This is a genomic window from Siphonobacter curvatus (assembly GCF_002943425.1).
Taxonomy (GTDB): domain Bacteria; phylum Bacteroidota; class Bacteroidia; order Cytophagales; family Spirosomataceae; genus Siphonobacter; species Siphonobacter curvatus.
The window spans coordinates 2,001,391-2,022,905 of record NZ_PTRA01000001.1 but is presented as its reverse complement, the minus strand read 5'-3'; the positions used below and the strand labels follow the sequence as shown (position 1 = coordinate 2,022,905).

Below are 21,515 nucleotides of genomic sequence, written 5' to 3'. Positions count from 1 at the left end.
TGAAAAGACATAAGCAACCTAATAGTCCATAACCTATCTCACGTTCAAACCTAAACTTCTTACGCTCAACACTAAAATCTAAAGCCTCATTCTCAAACCTAAAACTTTCAAACCTTAAACCTAAAAAAGGTATAACCGCCCATCCGAGCGGTTATACACAGACAAAAAACACACCATTGCTAGTCGGTCAATGCTTCTTCGTTGAGCGTCAGCGGCCAGGGTTTCAGAATCAGGCGGGATAGCGGACCCTGTACCAGTCCAGCTCCGGCATCGGTCGTTGGAATGGATAGTGGTTTCGCCGTACTCACCAGCTTCTTCCACAAGGCATAGCCCCGATTCGCTTTGCTCTGCTGGGCATAGAAAGCCGCAATACCCGCCACGTGGGGTGTTGCCATGCTCGTACCCTGCCAAGTAGCGTATTTCGTCGGCATCTTGGTAGACGAGAAAACCTCCACGCCCGGAGCTACGATATCCACGTTTCCGTACGGAGCGTACTTGCCCCGGTTCGAGAAATTGGCAATTTTCATGGTTTTATCCACGGCTCCTACCGCTAGAATTGAAGGACAATTCGCCGGGTGGCTCACCGCATTGTACACGCCATTGCTCCGGTTGCTGTCGTTACCCGCCGCCGCTACAATCAAGGTGCCTTTGGCGAGTACGTTAGCCGCTACGTTTTCAAAGATCTGCGAGTACCCTTGCGTCTGCGTCCCTGCTCCCAGCGACATACTGACGACTTCGCATTTGTTGGCCAAAGCCCAGTTGATCCCCGCCAGAATACCCGCATCGCCACCGTACCCTTCATTGCTGAGCACTTTTCCGGCGTAAATGGTGGCCTTGTACGCCAGACCATACCGGGGCATATTCGGGTCTGAGGGGTTGAGTGGTCCGCAGGCGGTACCAATGCAGTGGGTACCGTGGCCGTGGCCATCCTGAACGGTTTGTCCGTTAATAAACGAAGCCGTCACGATGTTGCGTCCCACAAAATCGGGGTGCTGCAAGTCCATGCCCGTATCAAGTACGGCTACCTTGATTCCGCTCCCATTGTAACTACGGTACAATAGTGACGGCACGCCCCGTACGGCCTGCAAACCCCAGGTCACTCCTGTGGCCTGTACTTCCTGTTCGGCCGTAAAGGCTTCCCCGTTGGATTTTTCCGTTTGCTGGGTACGCTCCAGTAAGGTATCAACGGCATCGCGGAATCCCTTGAGGTATTCGCCGGTCAACTCGTTGATGGCGTACACGACCCGCTCGGGTTCAATCAGTACCGCCTGACTGGCATCGGCAACCGCTAGCGACAGGCGATTCAACTGATCGGGCACGGCATTGACCACAGCTACACCAATCTGATCCAGGTAAATCGCTTCGTTTTTCTCAAAATCGGAGTCCTGCACAAGTTCATCCGGAAAATCCGCTGAATGGGCTACTTTCAGTCCCATCGTTTCGGTTAAACTCGCTAGGGCCGCCTGCGTATCAGTTCCTTCGGGAAACATAACCAGATACCGACCCGTAAACTCTTGGTCCGGCTTTGCGTTTTTTTGATAATCTGACATAGTGAAAAAAGTTGAAGGTTGATCGTTTCCGGTAGCAGGGCCGGTATCCCTGTATTTCGTTTAGGGTCGAAATACGATGTAAAAATGCCTGATCCGTGGTCTGTTTATCAATCCCTAATATTGGGGACACCCTACAAAAAAGCGACGCTCCCGTTGAACAGGAGCGTCGCTTTTTTAGATATACTAGTCTATTTACCAGCGGGATACGGGAGCGGTACTCCTTCGGCAACGGGTTCACCAAAGACGGGCATTCCCGCCCGATTCCAGGTAATTTTCTGAGCCCGCGGCGATCGCTTGCCTCCGCAACCCTGATCCGAGCCGGAGTTGGCGTGGTACAACAGCCAGTCTTCTTTGCCGTTGGGCGATTTAAAGAATGAGTTATGACCGGTTCCGTACACGTGCTTTTCCAGCGATTGTTGAAAGACGGGTTTTTCGCTCTTTTTCCAGCTTTTAGGATCCAGCAGATCCGCCTCGCTAGGTGCCGTTAATAAGCCCAGGGCGTAGGTGTTCGTCCAGCAACCGCTGGCCGAGTACACAATGAAAATCTTCGAGCCGTGCCGGAGAAATTGCGGTCCTTCATTAACATATACGGGCCGGCTGGGCTTCCCCGCCGTCGTATTGTCCCAGTAGCGTTCCCAGTCGAATGTCGGCGTTGAAATCAGTACCCGTTCGCTGGATACGGTCCAGGGATTTTCAAGAGCGGCCATGTAAATATTTTGTACTTCGTCGGTTTTACTGACGTGATCCCAACCCGACCAGATCAGGTAACGCTTGCCTTTGTGCTCAAAAACCGATCCGTCGATGGCCCATTGATCGCTCGCATCGCTGAGTTTCCCTTTCATCACCCACTCGCCTTCCAGCGGATCGGAGGCACTGTTTTCGAGTACGTACAGGCGTCGGTTATCGCCGCTATTGCCATCATTCGCCGTGAAATAGACGTACCATTTTCCGTCCAGAAAATGGATTTCGGGAGCCCAAATGTCTTTCGAGTACGGACCTGTCGCGGGCGGAGTCCAGATGACTTTTCCTTCCGCTGTTTTCAGTTCGGGCAAGGTCTTGGTTTTCCAGAGCTTGAGCGACCGCCCGGTGGTGTGCATGTAGTAGTAATACCCTTTATGGTACAAGGCCCAGGGATCGGCTCCCGAGGGCAGTAACGGATTTGTGAAAGTTTGAGCCTGGGTGTACAGGGAGATCAAACAAAAGAAGAGTAGTTTTTTCATAAGGTTTAGCTGGCTTGATGGATGGTATTGTATTGACTAGAAAATTAAGGTATCCAGTTACTGGCTACCAATAGTACGTATCGTTCTTCCTGAAAGATACTAGCAACCGACAACTGGTTACAAATAGTCGATGCCAGCTAGCTAGCTGGCATCGACTACTAAACGAGTTCCGCTACAATTACTTCATTTTGTCATTGAGTAATTTCATAAAATACCCCCCTACTACGCTCCGGGCCTGGAAACCAACCTTTTTACCATCGGTAGTTTCGTGCCAGTCGCTGATGGGTACGCGAGACGAGGTTTCATGAGCGTACTTTAAAAGAGGTTTGACGAGAGCGTCAAAATCAGCCTGATTGTCCGTTAGCGTTGCCGTCCATACAATCCAGTCGGATTTCGTATACGTCTTGCGACTGTCGAGGGGTAAGCCATAGCTATTCTGCTTCGTCAGGTAATACTTGATTTCCTTTTCGTACACCGACTGCGGGAACAGTTTCAGTCCCAGAACCTTATCCCATACCAGGTTGTACTTCTGGCTCCAGGTTCCTTTCTTATCGAAGGTCAGTGCGTAGTGATCGCCGTCGTCGGCAATCTGCATCCACTTCTGTACCATCTCTTCGGTACTCTTGCGGTACTTTTCAGCGGTGGCCTTTTCGCCCAGTTGCTCGGCCATCATCGCGTAGCAACCTAAGCCGACAATCGCCTTTACCGAAAGGTTGGCATTGCGGGCCAGGTGACCAGCGAAGTCGTCCGTACAGAGTTGATTGGCTGGATCGAAGCCATCTTTCAGCAGGTAATCAGCCCAGGTCGTCAGCGTTTTCCAGTGCTTGCGGGCGTAATCGGGTTTGCCTTCAGCTTTCACAATCGCCGCCGCCAGAATGATCATGTTGCCGGATTCTTCCACGGGCATGTCTTCGCCGTACACCTGTGCATTCGCCAGCGGGTACGTACCCAGATCGTGGGCCGCAAAGGGCTTCGTCCATTTACCACTTTCACTGTAATAGAAAATACCATTGAGCATGCCTTTCATCAGGTCGGGGTTGTACAACAGGTACAGCGGGGCCGAAGGATACGTAACATCTACGGTATTGATACAGCCATTACTGAAGTTTTCCTTCGACAGATACAGAATGTCACCCTGCGGACTCTTCACCAGCTTATGAGCCGCCGCCGCCTGACGATAGCCCAGTACACACAGCTTGGCATATTCTTCTCCACCCGCCTTTTTGGCATCGGCATAGACCTGGCGATCGAAGTCATTACACTTTTCCATCACCGATTTATAATCCTTGATAGCCGTAGTAATTTCCCGCTCAATGGTCGATCCGTTTTCTTTCCACCAGGGCTTCAGATTCGTACCGAAGTATTGAATCGACTCAATGTCGTCGTAAGCCACCGTCAAAAACTGCTCTTTAGGTGTAGCATTCACCGATCCCAGATTGACGATCGTATTCAGAAATAGGGATTTACCTTCCGTGATCATCGAACGCTGGGCTTTCAGGGCGGGCAGCGTACTTACGGTCTGAACGGCCTGGTTCTGCTTGGGAGCTGCCACGTAGAGATAGCCCCAGTCAATGCGGAGGTCATCGCCACTCTTTTTCAGGATGGCCTGCTCTTTCGTTCCGGTTTTCAAGGCCACGTAATCGTTGGTTGAGGCCGTTGTCGCCGTTACGGGCTGCGTGGGTACGTTGGTCGCCAGACTGCTTGATACGCCAAAGTAGAAGTTTACCTGGTGAGCGGCTCCATCGTTGGCTTTTACACGGTACGTCACGTAAGAAACCGGACGAGCGTACAGCGTTAAGTCGTTCATTAACAGCGGCGAAGCAAAGGATACGTCCAGATCTACTTTACCACACGTAAACGAATACTTAGTTTGCGTAGCGGTAAAATCCATGCTCTTCTGCGTAGCCGCCTGCATCGTCGTTTTTTCATTCGAACGCATTTCACTCGACAAGCCCGCGTCCAGCCAGGCACCACCCGCCGTGTTAGCCACGTGAATGGCCAGTACGTTCTTTCCCGCTTTCAGTTTTGACTGAATGGGAATGTAGTTGACCTTGGTAATCCAGCCCTTGTGCGTGTATACTTTTTCTCCGTTCAGATAGACTTCGATGTTGTCGTCGTGCTGAATTTTCAGGTATACCTGACTCGTAGGGGCCTGCTTGAGCGTGAAGCTCCGGCGGGTCCAGAGGTCTTCGCTTTTCCAGAGCGTAGCGGCCTGATTCTTGTCATCGCTGAAGGGGGCTTTGCCCGTCTTCCAGTCGCTATCTGAAAAGTTCAGCGTATTCCAGCCGCTTTTGGGTTCTTTTTCGGTGTACTGAACAGAGTACGCCATTTCATCCGCCGTAGGCAGGATGGTTTCGTAGCCTTTCGCCTCTTGGCCCAGGAATCGATAATTGACGCCATCTACGGTCAAAACGCCCAACAAGGGTTGATCGGCACCGGTCCAGTGTTTCGTGGGTGAAGCCGTCAGTTCGTCGGTCGTTGACCAGACACTAAAATACGGGTCGTGCGTAAGTAGTGGGTACGCTGGAGCCCGTCCTACCTGGGCCTGAGCCCAGCCACCCGCGGCCAGGGCGGCCAGCAGTAAAAGGTGTTTTTTCATAGTAAATAGGGAAAAATAATAAAGCAGTTTACGTAAAAGGGATCGGTTGAAAGCTGTAGTTTTTAGGTGTTGTGAGGAATTGAAGATGAGTTTAACAAGTCTGTTTTACGTTCCAGAGGCATGGCTGGTCATTTAGTACGTAAGAATTTATTAACAACCGATTAGTCTCAATGAATCAGTACTTCGTCATTTAAAGACGGCTGATCTCTTAGTCCGTATCGCAAACACCGCTCTTTTCATCCCGCTCCAGGCTACCGCTTTGCGGATGAAAAAGGCGGCTTTTCGCGATAGGACGGGGCCTGGGTTTATGTCGTCAACAGTACCGACTCGCTAGAAACTAACAACATTACTACTGCTCGAAGATGAAAACCTCTCCCGCGTATCAGCCATTCCATGGGGGCCATTCCATGGGGGCCATTCCATGGGGCCGCCGAACGAGCTACGATAGCCGAAATGCGGTGGCCCTGAGCAGGCTGTCGCCCCCATGGAATGGTTAGGCGTGAAATGGCCCGACATGGATTGCTGATCGCTACTGAACAGCCATACTTACGGGACCAAACTTGGTCTAGGTGAATAAAGAAGCTCCCTAAAAGCAACAAGCCATAGTTAAATTATCACTTACCAAACCCAAAGAATACTTTAGATAGATAGCCCGGGGCATGACCCCGGGCTGGGGTCTCAGGTTAAACAGACAGTAACTTTTAATGAGTTAAAACCCTGATTTATAAGGTTATTTTACCTTCTGAGCTGGAACGCCTTCGAACGTGATTTTTACGGGTTTGATTTCACCTTTTTCATCGAAATACATGCGTTCGATACAGGTTACCCGGTGATTGGCGTCGGTTTCTCCCAGTGGACGACGGTGGTAGATGATGTACCATTCATCCGTACCGGGCCGCTGGATGACCGAGTGGTGCCCTGCTCCGGTGGCTACTTTTGCATCCTGCTGCAAAATTTTACCAGCTCGTTTGAAGGGACCAAAGGGAGAATCGGCGATGGCGTACGCAACGGAATAGTTCGGGCCAGTCCAGCCGCCTTCGGACCACATGAAGTAGTACTTGCCATTCCGAATGAACATGATTGGCCCTTCGACGTAGTTTTCCGGCGTGATTTCCTTGAAGGTTGAGCCATCCTCGGCCGGAATGAATCCGCTGAAATCTTCTTTTAACTGAGCAATGTTACAGTGTCGCCAGCCACCGTAAATGAGGTAATATTTCCCGTCTTTATCCTTAAACACAAACTGATCGATGGGCTGAGCACCGTTGTGGAATTTATCGACCAGAGGTTTGCCCAGCAGATCCTTGAACGGTCCGGAAGGCTTGTTGGCCACGGCGACGCCAATGCCCCCTTTCTCCTGATCATTCTGAATATCATTGGCTCCGAAAAACAGGTAGTACTTGCCTTTTTTCTCGATGATGGCCGGTGCCCATAACGCCCGTTTGGCCCATTTTACCGCACTGGTATCGATAATATTGGGATGTTTTTTCCAGGTCACCAGATCCGGCGAAGAAAAAGCATCCATGTGTACCTGCTTATTGTAAGGAGCCGAGTACGTGGGATATACCCAGTACGTCTTCCCGAAAATTACGCCTTCCGGATCAGCATACCAGCCCGGAAAAATGGGGTTACCCGAGGTTTTCTGAGCATCAGCTCCGAAAGCCGCACCCGCCAGGGCCAGTACCAGGAGACTTTTTTGTTTGAGAGATTTGGACAGCTTCCGCATGAAACCAGACAATAGTGTTTGAGAGGATTGAAAACTAGAACTATTACCAGTAAAAGTACCATCTTGTTCGTTTCAACTCATCTCCTAAAAACTTCGTCGACTTTTGATCGTCAAAATAGATCGGCTTTTTGCCGGGTTGCGGTACGGGAAATGTATGAATCTGAAGCGGATTGACGCAGGTCATCTGGAATAAAAAGGCAGTAGAAAAGTTTTACAAATGGGAAGCAAAACCAACCGTTACTAAAAAAACTTCCCGAAAGGGTTGTCGCTTCCGGGAAGCATTGATCAATAGGTCACTTTTTGAATGGGCGAAAAAATCGGGTCTTCTATCCCACTGACTTTCAGTTTGACACGGGCAAATACAAAATTTTGCGTCGGTGTCAGTTTCGGTACCGTCACCTGCAGCTGAATGCCACTCATGGTTTTCAGATCGGCTCCTTTGATTACCTGAGCGGCAATGTTGGTCCGAACGTCTACAAAGTCCGTTTTGCTGATGTACAGAGCCACTTCTTCGATGGCTTTGGCCGAGGCATCGGTAATAATTTTTTCAATCGAAAACTGCGTCGAAACCTTCGACTCTCCGCCCGTGAAGGTGGCATTACGGATCATGTAGTACGGCAATACCTCCAGGTCCAGGGTCTGACTGCCGCGTACCTGCACCGGAATGGTATCCGATTGGGTTTCGGCGTTGCGAATGGACTTGAACGGTCCCTGATACGAAGGAATCACCAGCTTATAATTGCCATCGAATAAGGTAGAGGCATACGAGCCATTTTGATCGACCGTCACGTTAATCGATCCTTTTTTGCCCCAGCCGGGCTCCCAGAGTTCGAAGGTTACGTTGTTGTATTCAACGCCAATGGGTTCACCCTTATACACGATCCGGCCCTTTAATACGGAAGACGGCGGATCGTAATTATCAAAGGTACAGGCCGTTAGCGAAGCTCCCAGCAGTAAAAAGAGAAGATATTTTTTCATCAGTCCGGTGCGTTTACTGGTTCGGGTTTTTCACAATTTTTGGGTTGTTGTTCCGGATGTCTTCGTTGATGAACGAGTAGTAATTACCCAGCCGGAAGCGGTGCGGGTTGGTCACATTCGAAGGAATGATCTTCTTGAACACCCACTTGCCATTCTGCTCGGTACCCGGAGCGTAGATTTTATACGGCCACAGTCCGAAAATGCGGGTGCTGGTTTCGGTAGCTACGCCAGGCTGGGTCGTGAGATCGGTCGCGTTGCCATTCCAGACCACGTGAGCCAGCCGCCAGCGTTTCAGATCCCAGAAAATGTGATTTTCAAACGCCAGTTCTACTTTACGTTCGTGCACAATGCGGTCGAAACTCAGGTCAGCCGCGACCAGATCTTTGGTAAAACCGGCCCGTTTCCGAACCTGATTCAGGTACTCGGCAGCCTTGGCCGACTGCCCCAGTTCGAAGGCAGCTTCGGCGGCGTTGAGCAGTACTTCGGCGTAACGGTAGCGAATCCACCAAACTTCACTCCGGGTGCCGAGTTGCCCGGATCCTACGGTCGGATCCTGGTACTTACGCACGTAAAAGCCCGTCTGAGCACTGTACTCCAGCCCGTCAATCGGACCGTCAAACCCAACCACCTGTTCTTCCGTCGTTTTGCCGGGCAGTACCTTGCGGGAGCCGAAGTTATCGCCCGTAATGATGGAATTGTTGGCCAGAATGTACCCGGCCCAAATGTCTACGGTTTTGCTTTTAAACTGGCTTCCCGGCAAAATCACGGTTCCACCTAAACGAGCATCACGACCGGCAAATAATTCCAGCGGATTAGAGAAGTACCGATAGCCGCCATTCGCCTCCGTGTAGGCATAGGGAGCAAAGGTGTTGTCCAGTTTTTCGAAGGACTGTACCAGATTCAGCGAAGGATTCAGGCGACCGCCCTGCTGTTCCTCGGCCACCGAACGCGGCTGGTTATTAATCGTCCAATCGACGGTTTTGCCACTTTTAAGTTTAAAATCCTTCACGAAAAGAACTTCGGCGTTGTTGGATTTATCCGTAAACAAACTGGCAAAGTTGTCCTGCAAATCCGTCGGCTTTTTCAGATACAGCGAGTATTGCCCCAAAGCGATGAGTTCCTCGGCCGCTTTCAGTGCTTTTTGGTAATAGCCCGCCGCTTTATCGGCAGCGATGCCCACTTCCCCACCGGGCAGAGAGACCTGAGGGGTGTTGACCCCGTATTTGGCAATCGAACCAGCGTAGAGAGCCGCCCGGGCTTCGGTGGCCAGAGCCAGTCCTTTCGAAGCCCGTGATTTTACGTTAGCATCCGCCGGCAAATCATTTTTAATCGCCTCCATCTCCGCAATTACGAAGTCGTAAATCTCGGATTCCTTCGCCCGGGCGTGTTGCAGGTAGGTGGGATCGCCGCTGAAGTCGTACGCCAGGGGTTCCAGAATCAGGGGTACGCCGCCCATGCGTTTCACTTCCTCGAAGTAAAACGAGGCTCGTAGGTACCGGGCTTCGGCTAGGAAACGTGTTTTGTCGCCGGCACTGAGTTGGGTCGCCTGTTCGCATTTCTGAATGAACAGGTTCATTTCCCGCAGGTAGCCGTAATCCCAATAGTTCCACCAGTCGTAGCTGTACTCCTGATTTTTGTGACGGTAGTACTCTCCAGAACTCGAAGCAAAGGCCTCGTCGAAGTTGGCGTACTCCACCCACCTTTCCGTACTCTGCATGTCGGGATAACGATCGTATAAATCCACCAGCACCGTGAGAACGAGATTCGGACTCTGCCAGACTTTATCGTTGGTGAGAATATTGGTCGGGTCTTTATCGAGAAACTTCTCATCGTTGCAGGACCAACTCACCAGCATGAGAACCAGGCAACTGAGATAATGCATTTTTTTCATAGTCAGGGTATTAGAGCGAGAGGTTCACCCCTACGTTGACGAATTTATTTTGGGGATAAGCCAGGCCGTTTTCTTCCGAGATCTCCGGATCAATACCCGCCTTCCGCAGATTATCAAGGGAGAAGAGGTTGTAGGTATTGAAGTACACCCGAGCTCGTTTTACCTTGATTTTTTCGAGCATTCGCTGCGGGATGGAATAGCCGAACTCCATCGTACGCATTCGGAGGTAGGTGACGTTAGTGAGCCAGAAATCCGACGAACGGTTGTTACTGTGGCCGCCATCGTTGAAGCGTAAGGCCGGGAATTTTCCGGGAATCCAGGCACTGTTGAGGTCATACGGATTTTCGCGGTGCCAGCGATCTTCGTAGAAGTCTTTCAACAACGCCCCCGTATTCTGGAAGGGCCAACGCATCTCCCAGTTTCGGATCACGGAGTATCCCGAACCACCCGAGAAGTCAGCCGTAAAGTCAAAGCCTTTCCAGGCCAGTTGCAGGTTGATACCGAAATTGATCGTGGGGTTGCTACCGGCTCCATTCCCAATTGGACGCTGGTCATAGTCGTTGATCATCCCATCGCCGTTAGTATCCTCGTAAATCAGGTCACCGGGCAGTAGGGTTTTGTTGCCCTGACCGTCGATGTTCACGCCGTATTCGGCAATCTGATTGAGTGATTCAAACTGACCGATGACGTGATACCCCCAGTACAGGTCATTCCAGCGGTTTTCACCTGAATTGCGGTAATAATCCCAGGAATTGTTCCAGCGGGGTTTGTACGAACTCAGGAATTTCCGGCGGGAATACGACAGGTTTCCACCAATCGTAAAGTTCAGTTGATCGATTTTGCTAGTGTAAAACAGCGAACCTTCCCCTCCCAGCTGAGCATCGCTGTTGACGTTTTCGTCGGGCAGGCCGTAGCCGAGTTCAGAAGGAACCAGCACATCGTACTTCCGGCCCCGTAGGCCGGAACGCTTCCGGTTAAAATAGTCGAGCGAACCACTGAATTTGCCGTTCAGGATGGTGTAGTCCAGACCGAAGTCCAGAATTTTCGAAGTAAACCAGGAAATGTTCGTGATGGGTACTCCCCGGTCCCGCGAACCTTTAATCACTTTTCCATCCATAATGACCGTTGAGGAACCGTAGTTGTAACCGGATACGTAATCGAAATCACCGATGCCTACGTCATCATCTCCCAGTGCCCCGTACGATCCGCGAAGTTTTAGGTTGGTCAGTACGCGGTCACCTCCTACCCAATTCTTGAAGAAAGGTTCTTCGGTAATCCGCCATCCACCGGAAATCGAGGGAAAGAAACCCCAGCGTTTCGAGGGAGCAAACTTGTAGGAAGCATCCCGCCGCCCGGCCAGTTCCAGAAATAATTTGTTCTGGTAGTTGTAGTTCAGACGTCCGATATAACCAGCCCGGGCCGTCTGGATGTCGCTGTCGTTGTAGGTGTCCATATCGGCGAATTGCAGCAAGGGCAATTCGTTGGTTTGCGGTACCGAGTGCACCCATACGTCAATTTCGCGGCGGGAAATTCGCTCGGCCACAAATGTGGCAGCCAGGTTGTGTTTGCCAAAACTGTTCTGGTAATTGACCTGTCCCTGCACTACGTTTTCGAGCACTTTTCGCGTACCCCGCTCCCGCCAGGGGTTGGTACTGCCGCCCGTACGAACGTAGGTATCGGTGTCTTTGTAGTACGTATAGGCATCGTACGTGTATTCGTGACCGTTCATTAAGCGATCCGCGATGTAGTACGAGTAGGTACCCTTGGCCGTCAGTCCTTTGATGGGCGAGCGGTATTCGCCCGTGAAGTTGGTTTGCAGCACCCGCCAGTCTTCCCGCCAGTAACCGGACTTATCCTTATTCAGCAAGCCCCAGTTCGTATCGTTGTGACCGATGTCGTTGAGATAGGCAGGATTGTCGTTGGCAAAAGGACGTTCGGTGGGACGATTGCGAAACAACGCAAACCGCGGTCCCCAGTAATCATCGCTACCGGGTACACCGGGGTTATCCCGCGTTTCAATCCGGCCGTTGATTTGTACGCCGACTTTCAGGGAATTCGTAATCTGAGCGTCGATATTACTCTAAATATTGGTTCGTTTGAACGTAAACTCCCGACCCAATACGGAGTTCTGAAACAGGTGCGTCGCCGAGATGTAGTAATTGATTTTATCGGAACCACCCGTTGCGTTGATATTGATGTTGTACTGCGGAGCGTTCTTCTTGATGATGTAGTTGTGCCAGTCAAAGCTTTTGTAGCCCGTCTCGGTCCCCTGCTGCCATTTGGCCAGTTCTTCCGGCGTAATGTCCGTGCGGCCGTACTGGTTCATTTCGCCGTCGGCCTTCCCCAACATCCATTCGTAGGCGTTGGTGGTACGGGGAAAACGCGTCCAGTTCTGTACCCCCGTGTAGGCATCCACATTGATGGTATTAGGGTTCCCCATCTTCCCGCGTTTCGTCGTTACAACAATAACCCCATTGGCCGCCCGTACCCCGTAAATGGCCGCCGAAGCGTCTTTGAGTACGGTAATGCTTTCAATGTCGTTGGGGGAAATGTTGTTAAACTGTCCCGCGTCTTTCTGAATGCCGTCGATGACGTACAGCGGATTGCCCATATTCCGGATCTGGATGTTGGCACTCGAACCGGGCCGTCCATCGGTCATCCGAAAGGAGACGCCGGGAATTTTGCCCGCCAGACCACTACTTACGGTCGATCCGCCGTGTACTTTTTCGATGTCTTTACTAGAAATGGTCGAAATCGCTCCGGTGATGGATTCTTTCTTTTGCTCGCCGTAGCCCACGACTACCACTTCATTCAGGGCCTGATCGGTGGCCTTCATCGAAATGTTCAGTACCGTCTGCGTACCAACGGCCAGCTCCTGGGTTTGGTAGCCAATGGAAGAGAACACCAGAATAGCATTATCATCGGGAATATCCAACCGAAACGTCCCTGTCGCATCCGTCGTGGCTCCTTTCGACGTTCCCTTGACGATGACGTTAACGCCCGGTAACCCTTCGCCCGTTGCTTCATCGCGTACAGTGCCGCGAACGGGAATATCGGCCGAAGGCGTCGCGTGCAGCAGCGACAGCAAAGGCGTGGTGGCATTCACCGAAGGCATCACAAAGGAAGTCTTGGGAGGTGTGGTGGCTGGCGTGGACCTTTCTTCCGGCGTAATGACGTAGGCATGTTCCTTGACTTTCTGGTACGTCAGCCCCACCGGATACAGGATCGCCCGGAGGGCCTGTTCCGCCGTTCGATGGCTTCTTAGCCGCTCGACCGGGATCGATACCGGATAGACCACCCGGTTCTCGAACAGAATATCCACTTTATACTGGGTCTTGATTTCTTGCAAAACCTTGCGGAGCGAGAGATACGTCGGAGCTTTGGTTTCCTGCCGCAGGGTTTCAGCACGGGCGAAGGTCTGCGAGATGCCAATCCCCGGTAGCATCGTCAAACCCGCCCATAAGCAGATGGGTAGTGTTTTTTTCATAGATAATCGTAAGAGGTAGAATTAGTTTTTCTCGGTCAGGATAATGTGCTTGCCCACGCGTTCCACCTGCAGATTCAGGACCAGTTGCAGGGCGTTTAACAACTCGTTTCCGTCTTTGGCATTGAAGGTTCCGCTGACCATTCGTTGGGCGAGGTTCTGATTCGGAATCCTTACTTCGTACCCGTAATTCTCCTTCATCAGCTGAGCAATTTCACAGAGTTTAGTATCGGCAAACACGTAGCGGTGCTGCGTCCAGGCGGCCACCTCCTCGGGTTTCGGCTGTTTCGTCAGAGCGAAGGAACCCACGGGGGTCAGGGTTACCTGATCACCGGGTTTCATGGTTAGCGTCCGGCCCTGTTTCTGGAAATTCAGCTGCACTTTTCCCTGCATGAGTACCACCCGGGTACCGCGTTCCCGGTTGAATACCACAAACTCGGTCCCGAGTACTTCCACGTCGAGGTTGCGGTCGGTTTTGACGACAAAGCGGCGATGGTCTTTCGTGTGTACTACGGAAAAGCGGGCTTCTCCGGTCAGCCGTACGTTTCGAGGGCCGCTCCCAAAGTCAAAGCGGGGGTATTTCAACGTCGAATTGGCATTGAGGGTGACGTGGCTGCCATCGGGTAGTTCGACGGCAAGTACCTGACTGTATTGCGTTTGGTAAGTTTTATACTGAAGGGAATCCCGAAACAGCCAGCCTGAGCACAGTAACAATACCCCCGCCGCGGCAAACCAGGGTTTCCAAGACCATAACCGACGACTGACGGGCTTGGCTTCCATCGGCTGGTTCCCCTGTTGCATGAACAACTGGTACCGTTCGAGAGCCGTTTCGGTATCGGCCACGTATTGAAGTTGCTGCGATTCCCACGCGTGGAGGGTTTCGTAGAACAGGGTTCGATTTTCCGGCTGCTGAAGCCATTCTTCAATCAACCGGGCCTGCAAAGGCGTCGCTCGCCCGGCATGATAATCCATCAGATGGACTCGGGTAATCGATTGCATACGTTGAGGAAAATGAGAAAGATGGGATAAAACCTTAGCAACTGAAGAGCACGATAAGAAACAAAAGCCCCTCGTCTTTCAAGACGAGTCGGAGCGTCGATAAAGCCTTACTAATGTGCGTTTCGACGGTTTTTATACTGATTTGAAGTTCATCGGCAATTTCCTGATACTTCCGGTTTTCGAAGCGGCTCAGCAGAAAAACCCGCTTGCACTGCGAGGGAAGTTGTTCAATCGTTTGCTCAATTTTGCGTTGCAGCTCGTCGAACTGGACCATTTCGGCGGGCGATGGCTGGTAATCTACTACAGCCAACTCCTGGGGATCGGTACTCTGGCGGGATTTCTGTAATTCCCACCGCAGGTAATTGTACGAACGGTTTCGAACGGCCTGGTACAAGTAAGCCACGAAGGAAGTCGTGACGGATTCATACACCCGATCACTCCAGAAGCGACAGAAGACTTCCGAGACTATGTCTTCGGCTACTTCCTTGGAATACACCAGTCGAACTGAATGACTGCATAAAGCCGCGTAGTATTGCCTAAACAGGGCTTCACAGCCCTTCTGGGGGTTTTCCTGAAATAACAATTGTAACGATTCTTCCGTGTCTTTGCCCATTGGATTACGTGGATTGAAATCCACCAACCGGGCGGCGGGTAAAGAACGGATTACCGGGGTTGGTACAGGTAAAGACATAAGTCAGTGCTTCCAGCGAGTAAAGGGGTTTACTGAGCTTATTGACAAGTAGGTTATCAAACACCCTGGGTCCTTTTTATAATTTTTTGTATATTTTTTTCAACCTTAATAAGAGTAACTAATTTTTTTAAAAACACCAGTCTAGTTCTTCCTACAAATAATTCTATTCGTTCGAATTACAAACTCAGGGTTTCGGCCTACGAACTTGTCCTGAGTGTAGCTTGATTTATTCCATACCTTTGCACGAATTCAAAGTACCCTTGAATGAAACTATACCTCTTGCCTATTTTATCTATTTGCTTTGGACCAACGCCTGCCCAATCAATGAATCGGGCAGCGTTGGCTCCGGGCCATTACCGGAATGAGCTCTTATACCGTAATGCATCGGGTACGCTCGACTGGTTACGAAGGCATCAAAATCATACGCTTAACCTCTAATCCTTAATTATTCACTAACGTTTCCGTTCATTAGCTACGCTTACTGACTACCTCTAAACAATCCACTACTAACCACTAACTACCAACGCTTGATATGATTCGTAGTTTGCTTACCCTTCTCACGCTGGGCTTTTTTTTCGTAACGGCTCAAGCTCAAACCACGACGGGCGAACCCGTTAAAGTGGTACCTGGTCGCTGGTCGGCTCAGAAAGCCAACGACTGGTACGCCAAGCAACCCTGGCCCGTAGGTGCCAACTTTACCCCTAGTACGGCCATTAATCAGCTGGAATTCTGGCAAGCCGATACCTGGGATCCGCAAACAATTGACAAAGAACTGGGCTGGGCAGAAGGCATTGGTATGAACGTCATGCGGGTGTTTCTACACAATTTGCTCTGGGAAAACGACGCTGAAGGCCTCAAGAAACGCATGGGCGAGTTTCTGACCATTGCCGATAAACACAAGATCAAAATTCTGTTTGTACTCTTCGATTCCTGCTGGAACGACGATCCGAAAACCGGCAAACAACCCGAACCTAAACCGGGTGTACATAACTCGGGCTGGCTACGGGCACCCGGTACCAAGCGGATGTTTGACTCGCGTACCTGGGGACCACTGGAAGCATATACGAAGGGCGTCATCGGAGCTTATGCCAACGACAAACGTATTTTAGGCTGGGATTTATTCAACGAACCAACCAACAATGGCTACAATGATGCCGTGATGCCGTTGCTCATCAAGTCGTTTGAATGGGCCCGGGCGGCCAAACCTAGTCAGCCGATTACGTCCGGCTGGTGGCATGACCATCCATTATCCAACGGATTTATGTTAGCCAACTCGGACATCATTACGTTTCACAATTACAAATCGGCAGAAGATCTGGAAAAACAGATCCTAGAATTACAGAAACTCGGTCGTCCAATGATCTGTACAGAATACATGGCCCGCAAGCACAACAGCCTCTTCCAAACCTGTTTACCCATTTTCAAAAAATACAAAGTGGGAGCCATCAACTGGGGCCTGGTAGCGGGTAAAACCAACACATACTACGCCTGGGACGAACCCATTCCCAGCGGCGATGAACCCAAGCTCTGGTTCCACGAAGTATTCCGGAAAGACGGTAGCCCTTACAAAGCCGAAGAAGTACAGGTGATCCGAGAATTGACGAAGAAGTAAAATCTTTTTAATAAGATAGTTTTATCCCGAAAGCATTGAATGCTTTCGGGATATTTTTTTACTGGATGGTAAAAGGTATTGATTTTTATCAACGCTATTCCCTATCTTTGTTTTGCCCTCTTTAAACGTCATTATATCCAATTTTTTATTGTACTCATTTGTTTTTGACTTACGACACCTGAACGGCTAGTGTAAGTCATGTTTTCCCCATAAGCGTTCCCTCCCGCCAGTACGATCGTCTTATTGAAAGCATTTACCTGCTAGACTAGTGACTTGACTGTTTCGGTCAAGCTACTTTCCTGTATCCATTTCAAACCCTTTTATTCCACCTTTTATCTCTTTAATTCATGAGAAAAATTTATCTCTCTCTGCTCCTGAGCCTGTTTGCTCTAGTAACAACCCGTACGAACGCCCAGGGTATTTACATGTCCATCAATGACATTACAACGAATGGTAGTGAAGCTCCTAATCACCGGAATGAAGTTAGAATCTACAGTATTCAGTATGGCATCTCCAGTGAAGCTTCTTTTATTAAAGGAGGTGGACCCACTGTGAGTAAACCTAATTTCAGTGCTCTTACACTTACAAAATCATATGACATATCTAGTATAGATTTTATCAGTAAAATGACCAGTGGGAAATCGATACCAAGAGTTGATCTCAATTTTTATGATCCTAAAGATCGGACTACCTATCGAATTCGGCTGGAGGATGTATTTGTAACTTCATACGAAACCAGTTCTTCGGGCGAATGTGAAGGAGGTTGTCCGGGTTTACAGGAATCGGTTAGTTTCGTTTTCAAACAATACATCATCTTTGAAACAGATTCTAAGGGAGGCGGACTGCAACAGAAATTTGGCTTCGATGTTAGCCAGAATAAACAGCTATAAAGCCCGGCCCTCCCTATGTTGCTACGCAATTTTTATCTCCTCCTGGGATGTATCGGATGGCTGGCTCTACCCGCCTATTCACAATCAGGAGCCAAGCTCCCCCTCAGCCCTTATCAGGTTACGAAGCGGAAAGTGGATAGTCTTCAGCGACTGACCACTGCCGGGCATTTTTCTGTTCGTTCACAGACGTCTCGTACCGCCTCCAAACCGCTTGCCGGGGGGCGACAACTGGCGAGTTGCGAGAGCTACCTCTGTAACTTGATTCAATCTCCCCTACCCGTAACCTGGGTAAAGGTTACGGGCCAGCGGCTCAGCGAAAATCAGGTGAAAGTAAGCTGGGAAACCGCAACCGAAGTTAACAATCAGCAGTTTGAGGTACAGCGTTCGGGGCAGGCGACGGAAGGCTTCGAAACCATCGCGACCGTACGGGGCGGACTCACTTCCTCCCGAACGCTTCGCTACGAATCGATCGATGCAAATTCCTTTTCCGGAATTTCTTACTATCGCATCAAACAAATCGATACGGATGGTTCTTATACTTTTTCGAAGGTGGTTTCGGTACAGGGATTCGAACAGGTACTAACCGTCAGAGCATTTCCCAATCCGGCCGTCCGGCAAAAGATTACCTTTCAGCTCTCCGGGCTAAAAGCTCCCCAATCGGTTGCCATTGAGTTGTATGATTCGCGGGGTATGCTGGTCTACCAGCAAAAGGATCAGCCTTTATCGGATGCTTTTCGGATTGAGGTAGATCCTACGGCTCATCTAACTGCGGGTTTCTTTTTTGTAAAGATTCGTACGAATACTCAGCTTGCTCAGGCTTCGTTTGTACTCCTGCCTTAGCTGCACTCACGTTCATAAAAAAAGGTACTGGTTGACGAGCCAGTACCTTTTTTTATGGGATCGCTATTAATTCCTGTGGAGCACAATCTACGTACCCCGCTCTATAGCGACGAAACATGGACTTTGCGTGCATGAACCGGGTATTCCGGACTGGCTTCCCAGTGGCCACTGATTACAACTCTTTCAGCATCCAGATGGTGCAGCTGTAATGTCCGGAATTACCCAAAGCCTGCGGGATGTAATGAAAACCCATTTTCTCGTACATGCCCACGGCGGCCGACATTTCGGCAAACGTCTCCAGGTACAGTTGGCGATAGCCCAGCGATTGGGCGGTATCAAAACACTGTTGCATGAGCTGTTTTCCGATACCCTTGCCCCGCGAGGCGGGTGTCAGGAAAAAACGAACCAGCTCGGCACAGCCGTCGGGCAGACCACTGGTGGGTGATACGCCGCAACCTCCCAGAATTTCGCCGGATTCTTCGGCTACCCAATAGGCCGAGCCCGGTTTTTGAAAAAGCGTAAATAGATCGTCCGTTGTAGGATCCGTGTGGGCAGTTCCTTGCAGGGGTACATGAAATTCTTCGATGGAACTCCGGATAATCTGAGCTAAACGGGCGTTGTCTTTCGGTTCAATGGGACGAAACAGCATACAATCAAGAGGGAATGAACGTGAAAAAGACCGGCGTTTGACTTCCGGCCTTTAAAATTAACGGTCTGAAATGAAAACATCCCGAAAGCCGCAAAGCTTCGGGATGTTTTATCTACAGCCGGAGAACTTATTTTGGCTAGCCTTTCGGAATCATTTTCAGACAAACGGGCATCGATACGGAAATCTCCTTGCCCGTAGGTGTAATTTTTCCACTTTTCGCATCGCGTTTGAATACTACCACATTATCCGTATCCCGGTTCGCTACCAGCACCAATTCGCCGGAAGGATCAATCATGAAATTACGGGGATGTTTGCCGCCGGAAGACGTTATATCAACCAGCTTGAGCGTACCCGTTTTAGCGTCGATGGCGTAAATGGCAATGCTGTCGTGACCGCGATTCGAACCGTACAGGAATTTGCCATCCGGCGATACGTGTAAATCAGCACAGATATTCTGCCCTTTGAAATCCGTTGGTACGGTGGATAAACTTTGTAGCGGCGTTAAAGTGCCGTCTTTGCTGTAGGCATAGGCCGTCACGGTCTGGTTCAATTCATTGATGGCGTATACAAACTTACCCGATGGATGGAAGGTAAAATGCCGCGGTCCCGCTCCGGGTGTGGTTTTCGTGGGTTTGCCTTCGGTGAGTTTACCCGTTTTTTCATCGAGCTGGTAATACGTGATTTCGTCCATGCCCAGATCTGGCACAAACACGTCGCGGTTATTCGGAGCAATATTGATGGAGTGGACGTGGGCTTTTTCCTGGCGTTTTTCATTGGGTCCTTTTCCCTCGTGCTGGATGGTTTGTTGCGGGGCTCCTACGCCGCCGTTTTCCAGTACTGGCAAAACGCTCAGACTCCCACCCCCGTAATTGCCGACAATCACCCACTTACCTGTTCGATCTACAGCTACGTAGCAGGGGCCCGCTCCACCAGAGGATTCTGAACTCAGTTTGTCGAGCGTACCGGTCTTATTATCAAACGCAAAGGCGTATACGGCACCGCCATTTTCCATTTCACCCACGGAATACACCTTTTTTTCGTCCGGCGAAACGGCCAGGTACGAGGGATTCTTCAAACCCTTGGCGATGCTTTCCGACGAAAAATCACCCGTCTTGGTATTAAAAGAATACACGTAAATGCCTTCACTGGATTTTTGGGTGTAGGTACCAATCAGAAGGTGATATTCATCTTTTTTTGAACGTGGCGGCGAAATTAGTTGAGCCGAACCAAGTAGACCCAGGCCTATGGAAATTACAGTTAATGTTTGCATGTATTCAAAGGTTTAGTAAAGCCCAAAGCTATACGTTATTTACTCATTTGGTATGGGATTCCCTGAATCGAGTAATCGCCGCTTCTCCCGAGCCAGCTTTCGCAATTTCTTTCCGGGATCGAATCGTTTGGCTACGGTAAGTCGATAATTACCGGTCCGAATAAGGTACTCGGTTCGACTGGCCCCCGCCAAACCCACGTCCGAATTCACCAGTGATACGTTGACATTCCAGAGCGGACTGTTGTAGCCCAGTACCGCCCGGTAATTCACATTGGGCCGTACGTGCAGGCGAGTCTCGTGCTGATTGTCATTGTATTCGTGGCTCATCGTCAAATTCAAATTAGCCGTCAGTGAACCCGTCGCGAAAAAATGGCGGTTCAGTACCCAGGTATACGCGTACCCTCCACCCGGTCCAAGCTTATAGAATCGTACCTTTTCAGTAGTATACTCTGGAGCCAGAACCGAAGGTTTCAGTGCACTGTCTGCCTTGATAACCCCGTAGTAAATTTCCGCACCATAGAGCCAGGAACCCGCCGATTTTTTCTGCCATTCGTTCTGTACGAAGGCAGCCCGGTACGAAAACCGTTCGCCATTGCTTAGCCGATATACCGAAGCTCCGACCATCCGTAGCTTTAAATCGGGTCGTAAATAATACGAATCCGATTTGATTTCCTGGGGTTTCAGGTAGTATCCCCGGTAGAATTGACCGTATACGTCGGTGACCCAATGACGGCTGTACAAGTGCGATTGCAGATCCAAGTACTTAGTTTTTCCCTGTCCATGATCCGGATTTAGAAAACCAAAGCCGTAGGCCAGATTCAGAGTAAGCGATTCATAAGTAGCCCCCACGCCCAGGTTGAGCGAGGTGTTGGGCTTATACGTAAGTCGCATTTTGGAGTTATTCATGAGTAAGCGACTGTACTTCTGCGACATATACACGCGACCTGTCAGCTTTCGCACGTAAGACGAAATGTAGCTGGTGTCGATTTCGGAGCGGGATGACTGAGCTTCTACCGAACCCGTACCCATGATTAGCAGGACCGGCAAGAGTCTAAAAAAGGAAGTCATCGCGTAGGGGTATAATGGAATAGGCGTGTCTAAATGCTAAAAAAAGAGGTC

The 21,515-nt window shown here is 50.2% G+C and carries 16 protein-coding genes; 3 read left to right on the top strand and 13 right to left on the bottom strand.

Translation table 11 applies throughout. The annotated features are described in order from the left end of the window. Positions 1–179: 179 nt before the first annotated feature. From C5O19_RS08270 to C5O19_RS08230, 10 genes are all read right to left on the bottom strand, one after another. Entirely contained in the window at positions 180–1,550 is a 1,371-nt protein-coding gene (locus C5O19_RS08270) for a S8 family peptidase (protein ID WP_104711245.1), read from the bottom strand. 188 nt (positions 1,551–1,738) lie between these two features. Beyond that, a complete protein-coding gene (locus C5O19_RS08265; protein ID WP_104711243.1) occupies positions 1,739–2,770 on the bottom strand; it encodes a glycoside hydrolase family 43 protein in 1,032 nt (343 codons plus the stop codon). A 178-nt stretch (positions 2,771–2,948) separates the two neighbouring features. Next, on the bottom strand, positions 2,949–5,369 hold the full coding sequence (locus C5O19_RS08260; protein WP_104711241.1) for a glutaminase family protein: 2,421 nt from the start codon (positions 5,367–5,369) through the stop codon (positions 2,949–2,951). Positions 5,370–6,099: 730 nt separating this feature from the next. Further along, positions 6,100–7,092 (bottom strand): glycoside hydrolase family 43 protein, encoded by a 993-nt coding sequence (locus C5O19_RS08255; protein ID WP_094811971.1) that lies wholly within the window; start codon positions 7,090–7,092, stop codon positions 6,100–6,102. Positions 7,093–7,377: 285 nt separating this feature from the next. Beyond that, on the bottom strand, positions 7,378–8,070 hold the full coding sequence (locus C5O19_RS08250) for a DUF3823 domain-containing protein (protein WP_104711239.1): 693 nt from the start codon (positions 8,068–8,070) through the stop codon (positions 7,378–7,380). Positions 8,071–8,083: 13 nt separating this feature from the next. Then, positions 8,084–9,961, bottom strand: a complete 1,878-nt coding sequence (locus tag C5O19_RS08245; protein WP_104711237.1) for a RagB/SusD family nutrient uptake outer membrane protein — start codon at positions 9,959–9,961, stop codon at positions 8,084–8,086. 10 nt (positions 9,962–9,971) lie between these two features. After that, the gene (locus C5O19_RS26240; protein WP_262509724.1) at positions 9,972–12,035 is read right to left on the bottom strand and encodes a SusC/RagA family TonB-linked outer membrane protein; all 2,064 of its coding nucleotides are present in this window, start codon (positions 12,033–12,035) and stop codon (positions 9,972–9,974) included. A gap of 6 nt (positions 12,036–12,041) precedes the next feature. Continuing rightward, positions 12,042–13,448, bottom strand: coding sequence for a carboxypeptidase-like regulatory domain-containing protein (locus tag C5O19_RS26235; protein WP_243406356.1), 1,407 nt, complete (start codon positions 13,446–13,448; stop codon positions 12,042–12,044). Positions 13,449–13,469: 21 nt separating this feature from the next. After that, on the bottom strand, positions 13,470–14,444 hold the full coding sequence (locus C5O19_RS08235) for a FecR family protein (protein WP_104711235.1): 975 nt from the start codon (positions 14,442–14,444) through the stop codon (positions 13,470–13,472). Positions 14,445–14,478: 34 nt separating this feature from the next. Beyond that, positions 14,479–15,135, bottom strand: coding sequence for an RNA polymerase sigma-70 factor (locus C5O19_RS08230; protein ID WP_243406355.1), 657 nt, complete (start codon positions 15,133–15,135; stop codon positions 14,479–14,481). A 532-nt stretch (positions 15,136–15,667) separates the two neighbouring features. Here C5O19_RS08230 and C5O19_RS08225 point away from each other — a divergent pair. The 3 genes from C5O19_RS08225 to C5O19_RS08215 all read left to right on the top strand — a co-directional run bounded on the left by C5O19_RS08225 (position 15,668) and on the right by C5O19_RS08215 (position 18,477). Next, positions 15,668–16,747, top strand: coding sequence for a glycoside hydrolase 5 family protein (locus C5O19_RS08225; RefSeq protein ID WP_207766392.1), 1,080 nt, complete (start codon positions 15,668–15,670; stop codon positions 16,745–16,747). Between the two features lie 347 nt (positions 16,748–17,094). Next, positions 17,095–17,637, top strand: coding sequence for a type VI secretion system tube protein Hcp (locus C5O19_RS08220; protein WP_104711234.1), 543 nt, complete (start codon positions 17,095–17,097; stop codon positions 17,635–17,637). 15 nt (positions 17,638–17,652) lie between these two features. Next, positions 17,653–18,477, top strand: coding sequence for a T9SS type A sorting domain-containing protein (locus tag C5O19_RS08215; protein WP_104711232.1), 825 nt, complete (start codon positions 17,653–17,655; stop codon positions 18,475–18,477). A gap of 172 nt (positions 18,478–18,649) precedes the next feature. On the opposite strand, the gene C5O19_RS08210 is transcribed toward C5O19_RS08215, so the two are convergent. The 3 genes from C5O19_RS08210 to C5O19_RS08200 all read right to left on the bottom strand — a co-directional run bounded on the left by C5O19_RS08210 (position 18,650) and on the right by C5O19_RS08200 (position 21,464). Continuing rightward, positions 18,650–19,126: a GNAT family N-acetyltransferase gene (locus C5O19_RS08210; RefSeq protein WP_104711231.1), complete on the bottom strand. Its 477-nt coding sequence runs from the start codon at positions 19,124–19,126 to the stop codon at positions 18,650–18,652. A 136-nt stretch (positions 19,127–19,262) separates the two neighbouring features. Next, positions 19,263–20,396, bottom strand: coding sequence for a lactonase family protein (locus tag C5O19_RS08205; protein ID WP_104711229.1), 1,134 nt, complete (start codon positions 20,394–20,396; stop codon positions 19,263–19,265). A 39-nt stretch (positions 20,397–20,435) separates the two neighbouring features. Beyond that, the gene (locus C5O19_RS08200; RefSeq protein WP_104711227.1) at positions 20,436–21,464 is read right to left on the bottom strand and encodes a DUF4421 domain-containing protein; all 1,029 of its coding nucleotides are present in this window, start codon (positions 21,462–21,464) and stop codon (positions 20,436–20,438) included. Between the last annotated feature and the right edge of the window lie 51 nt (positions 21,465–21,515).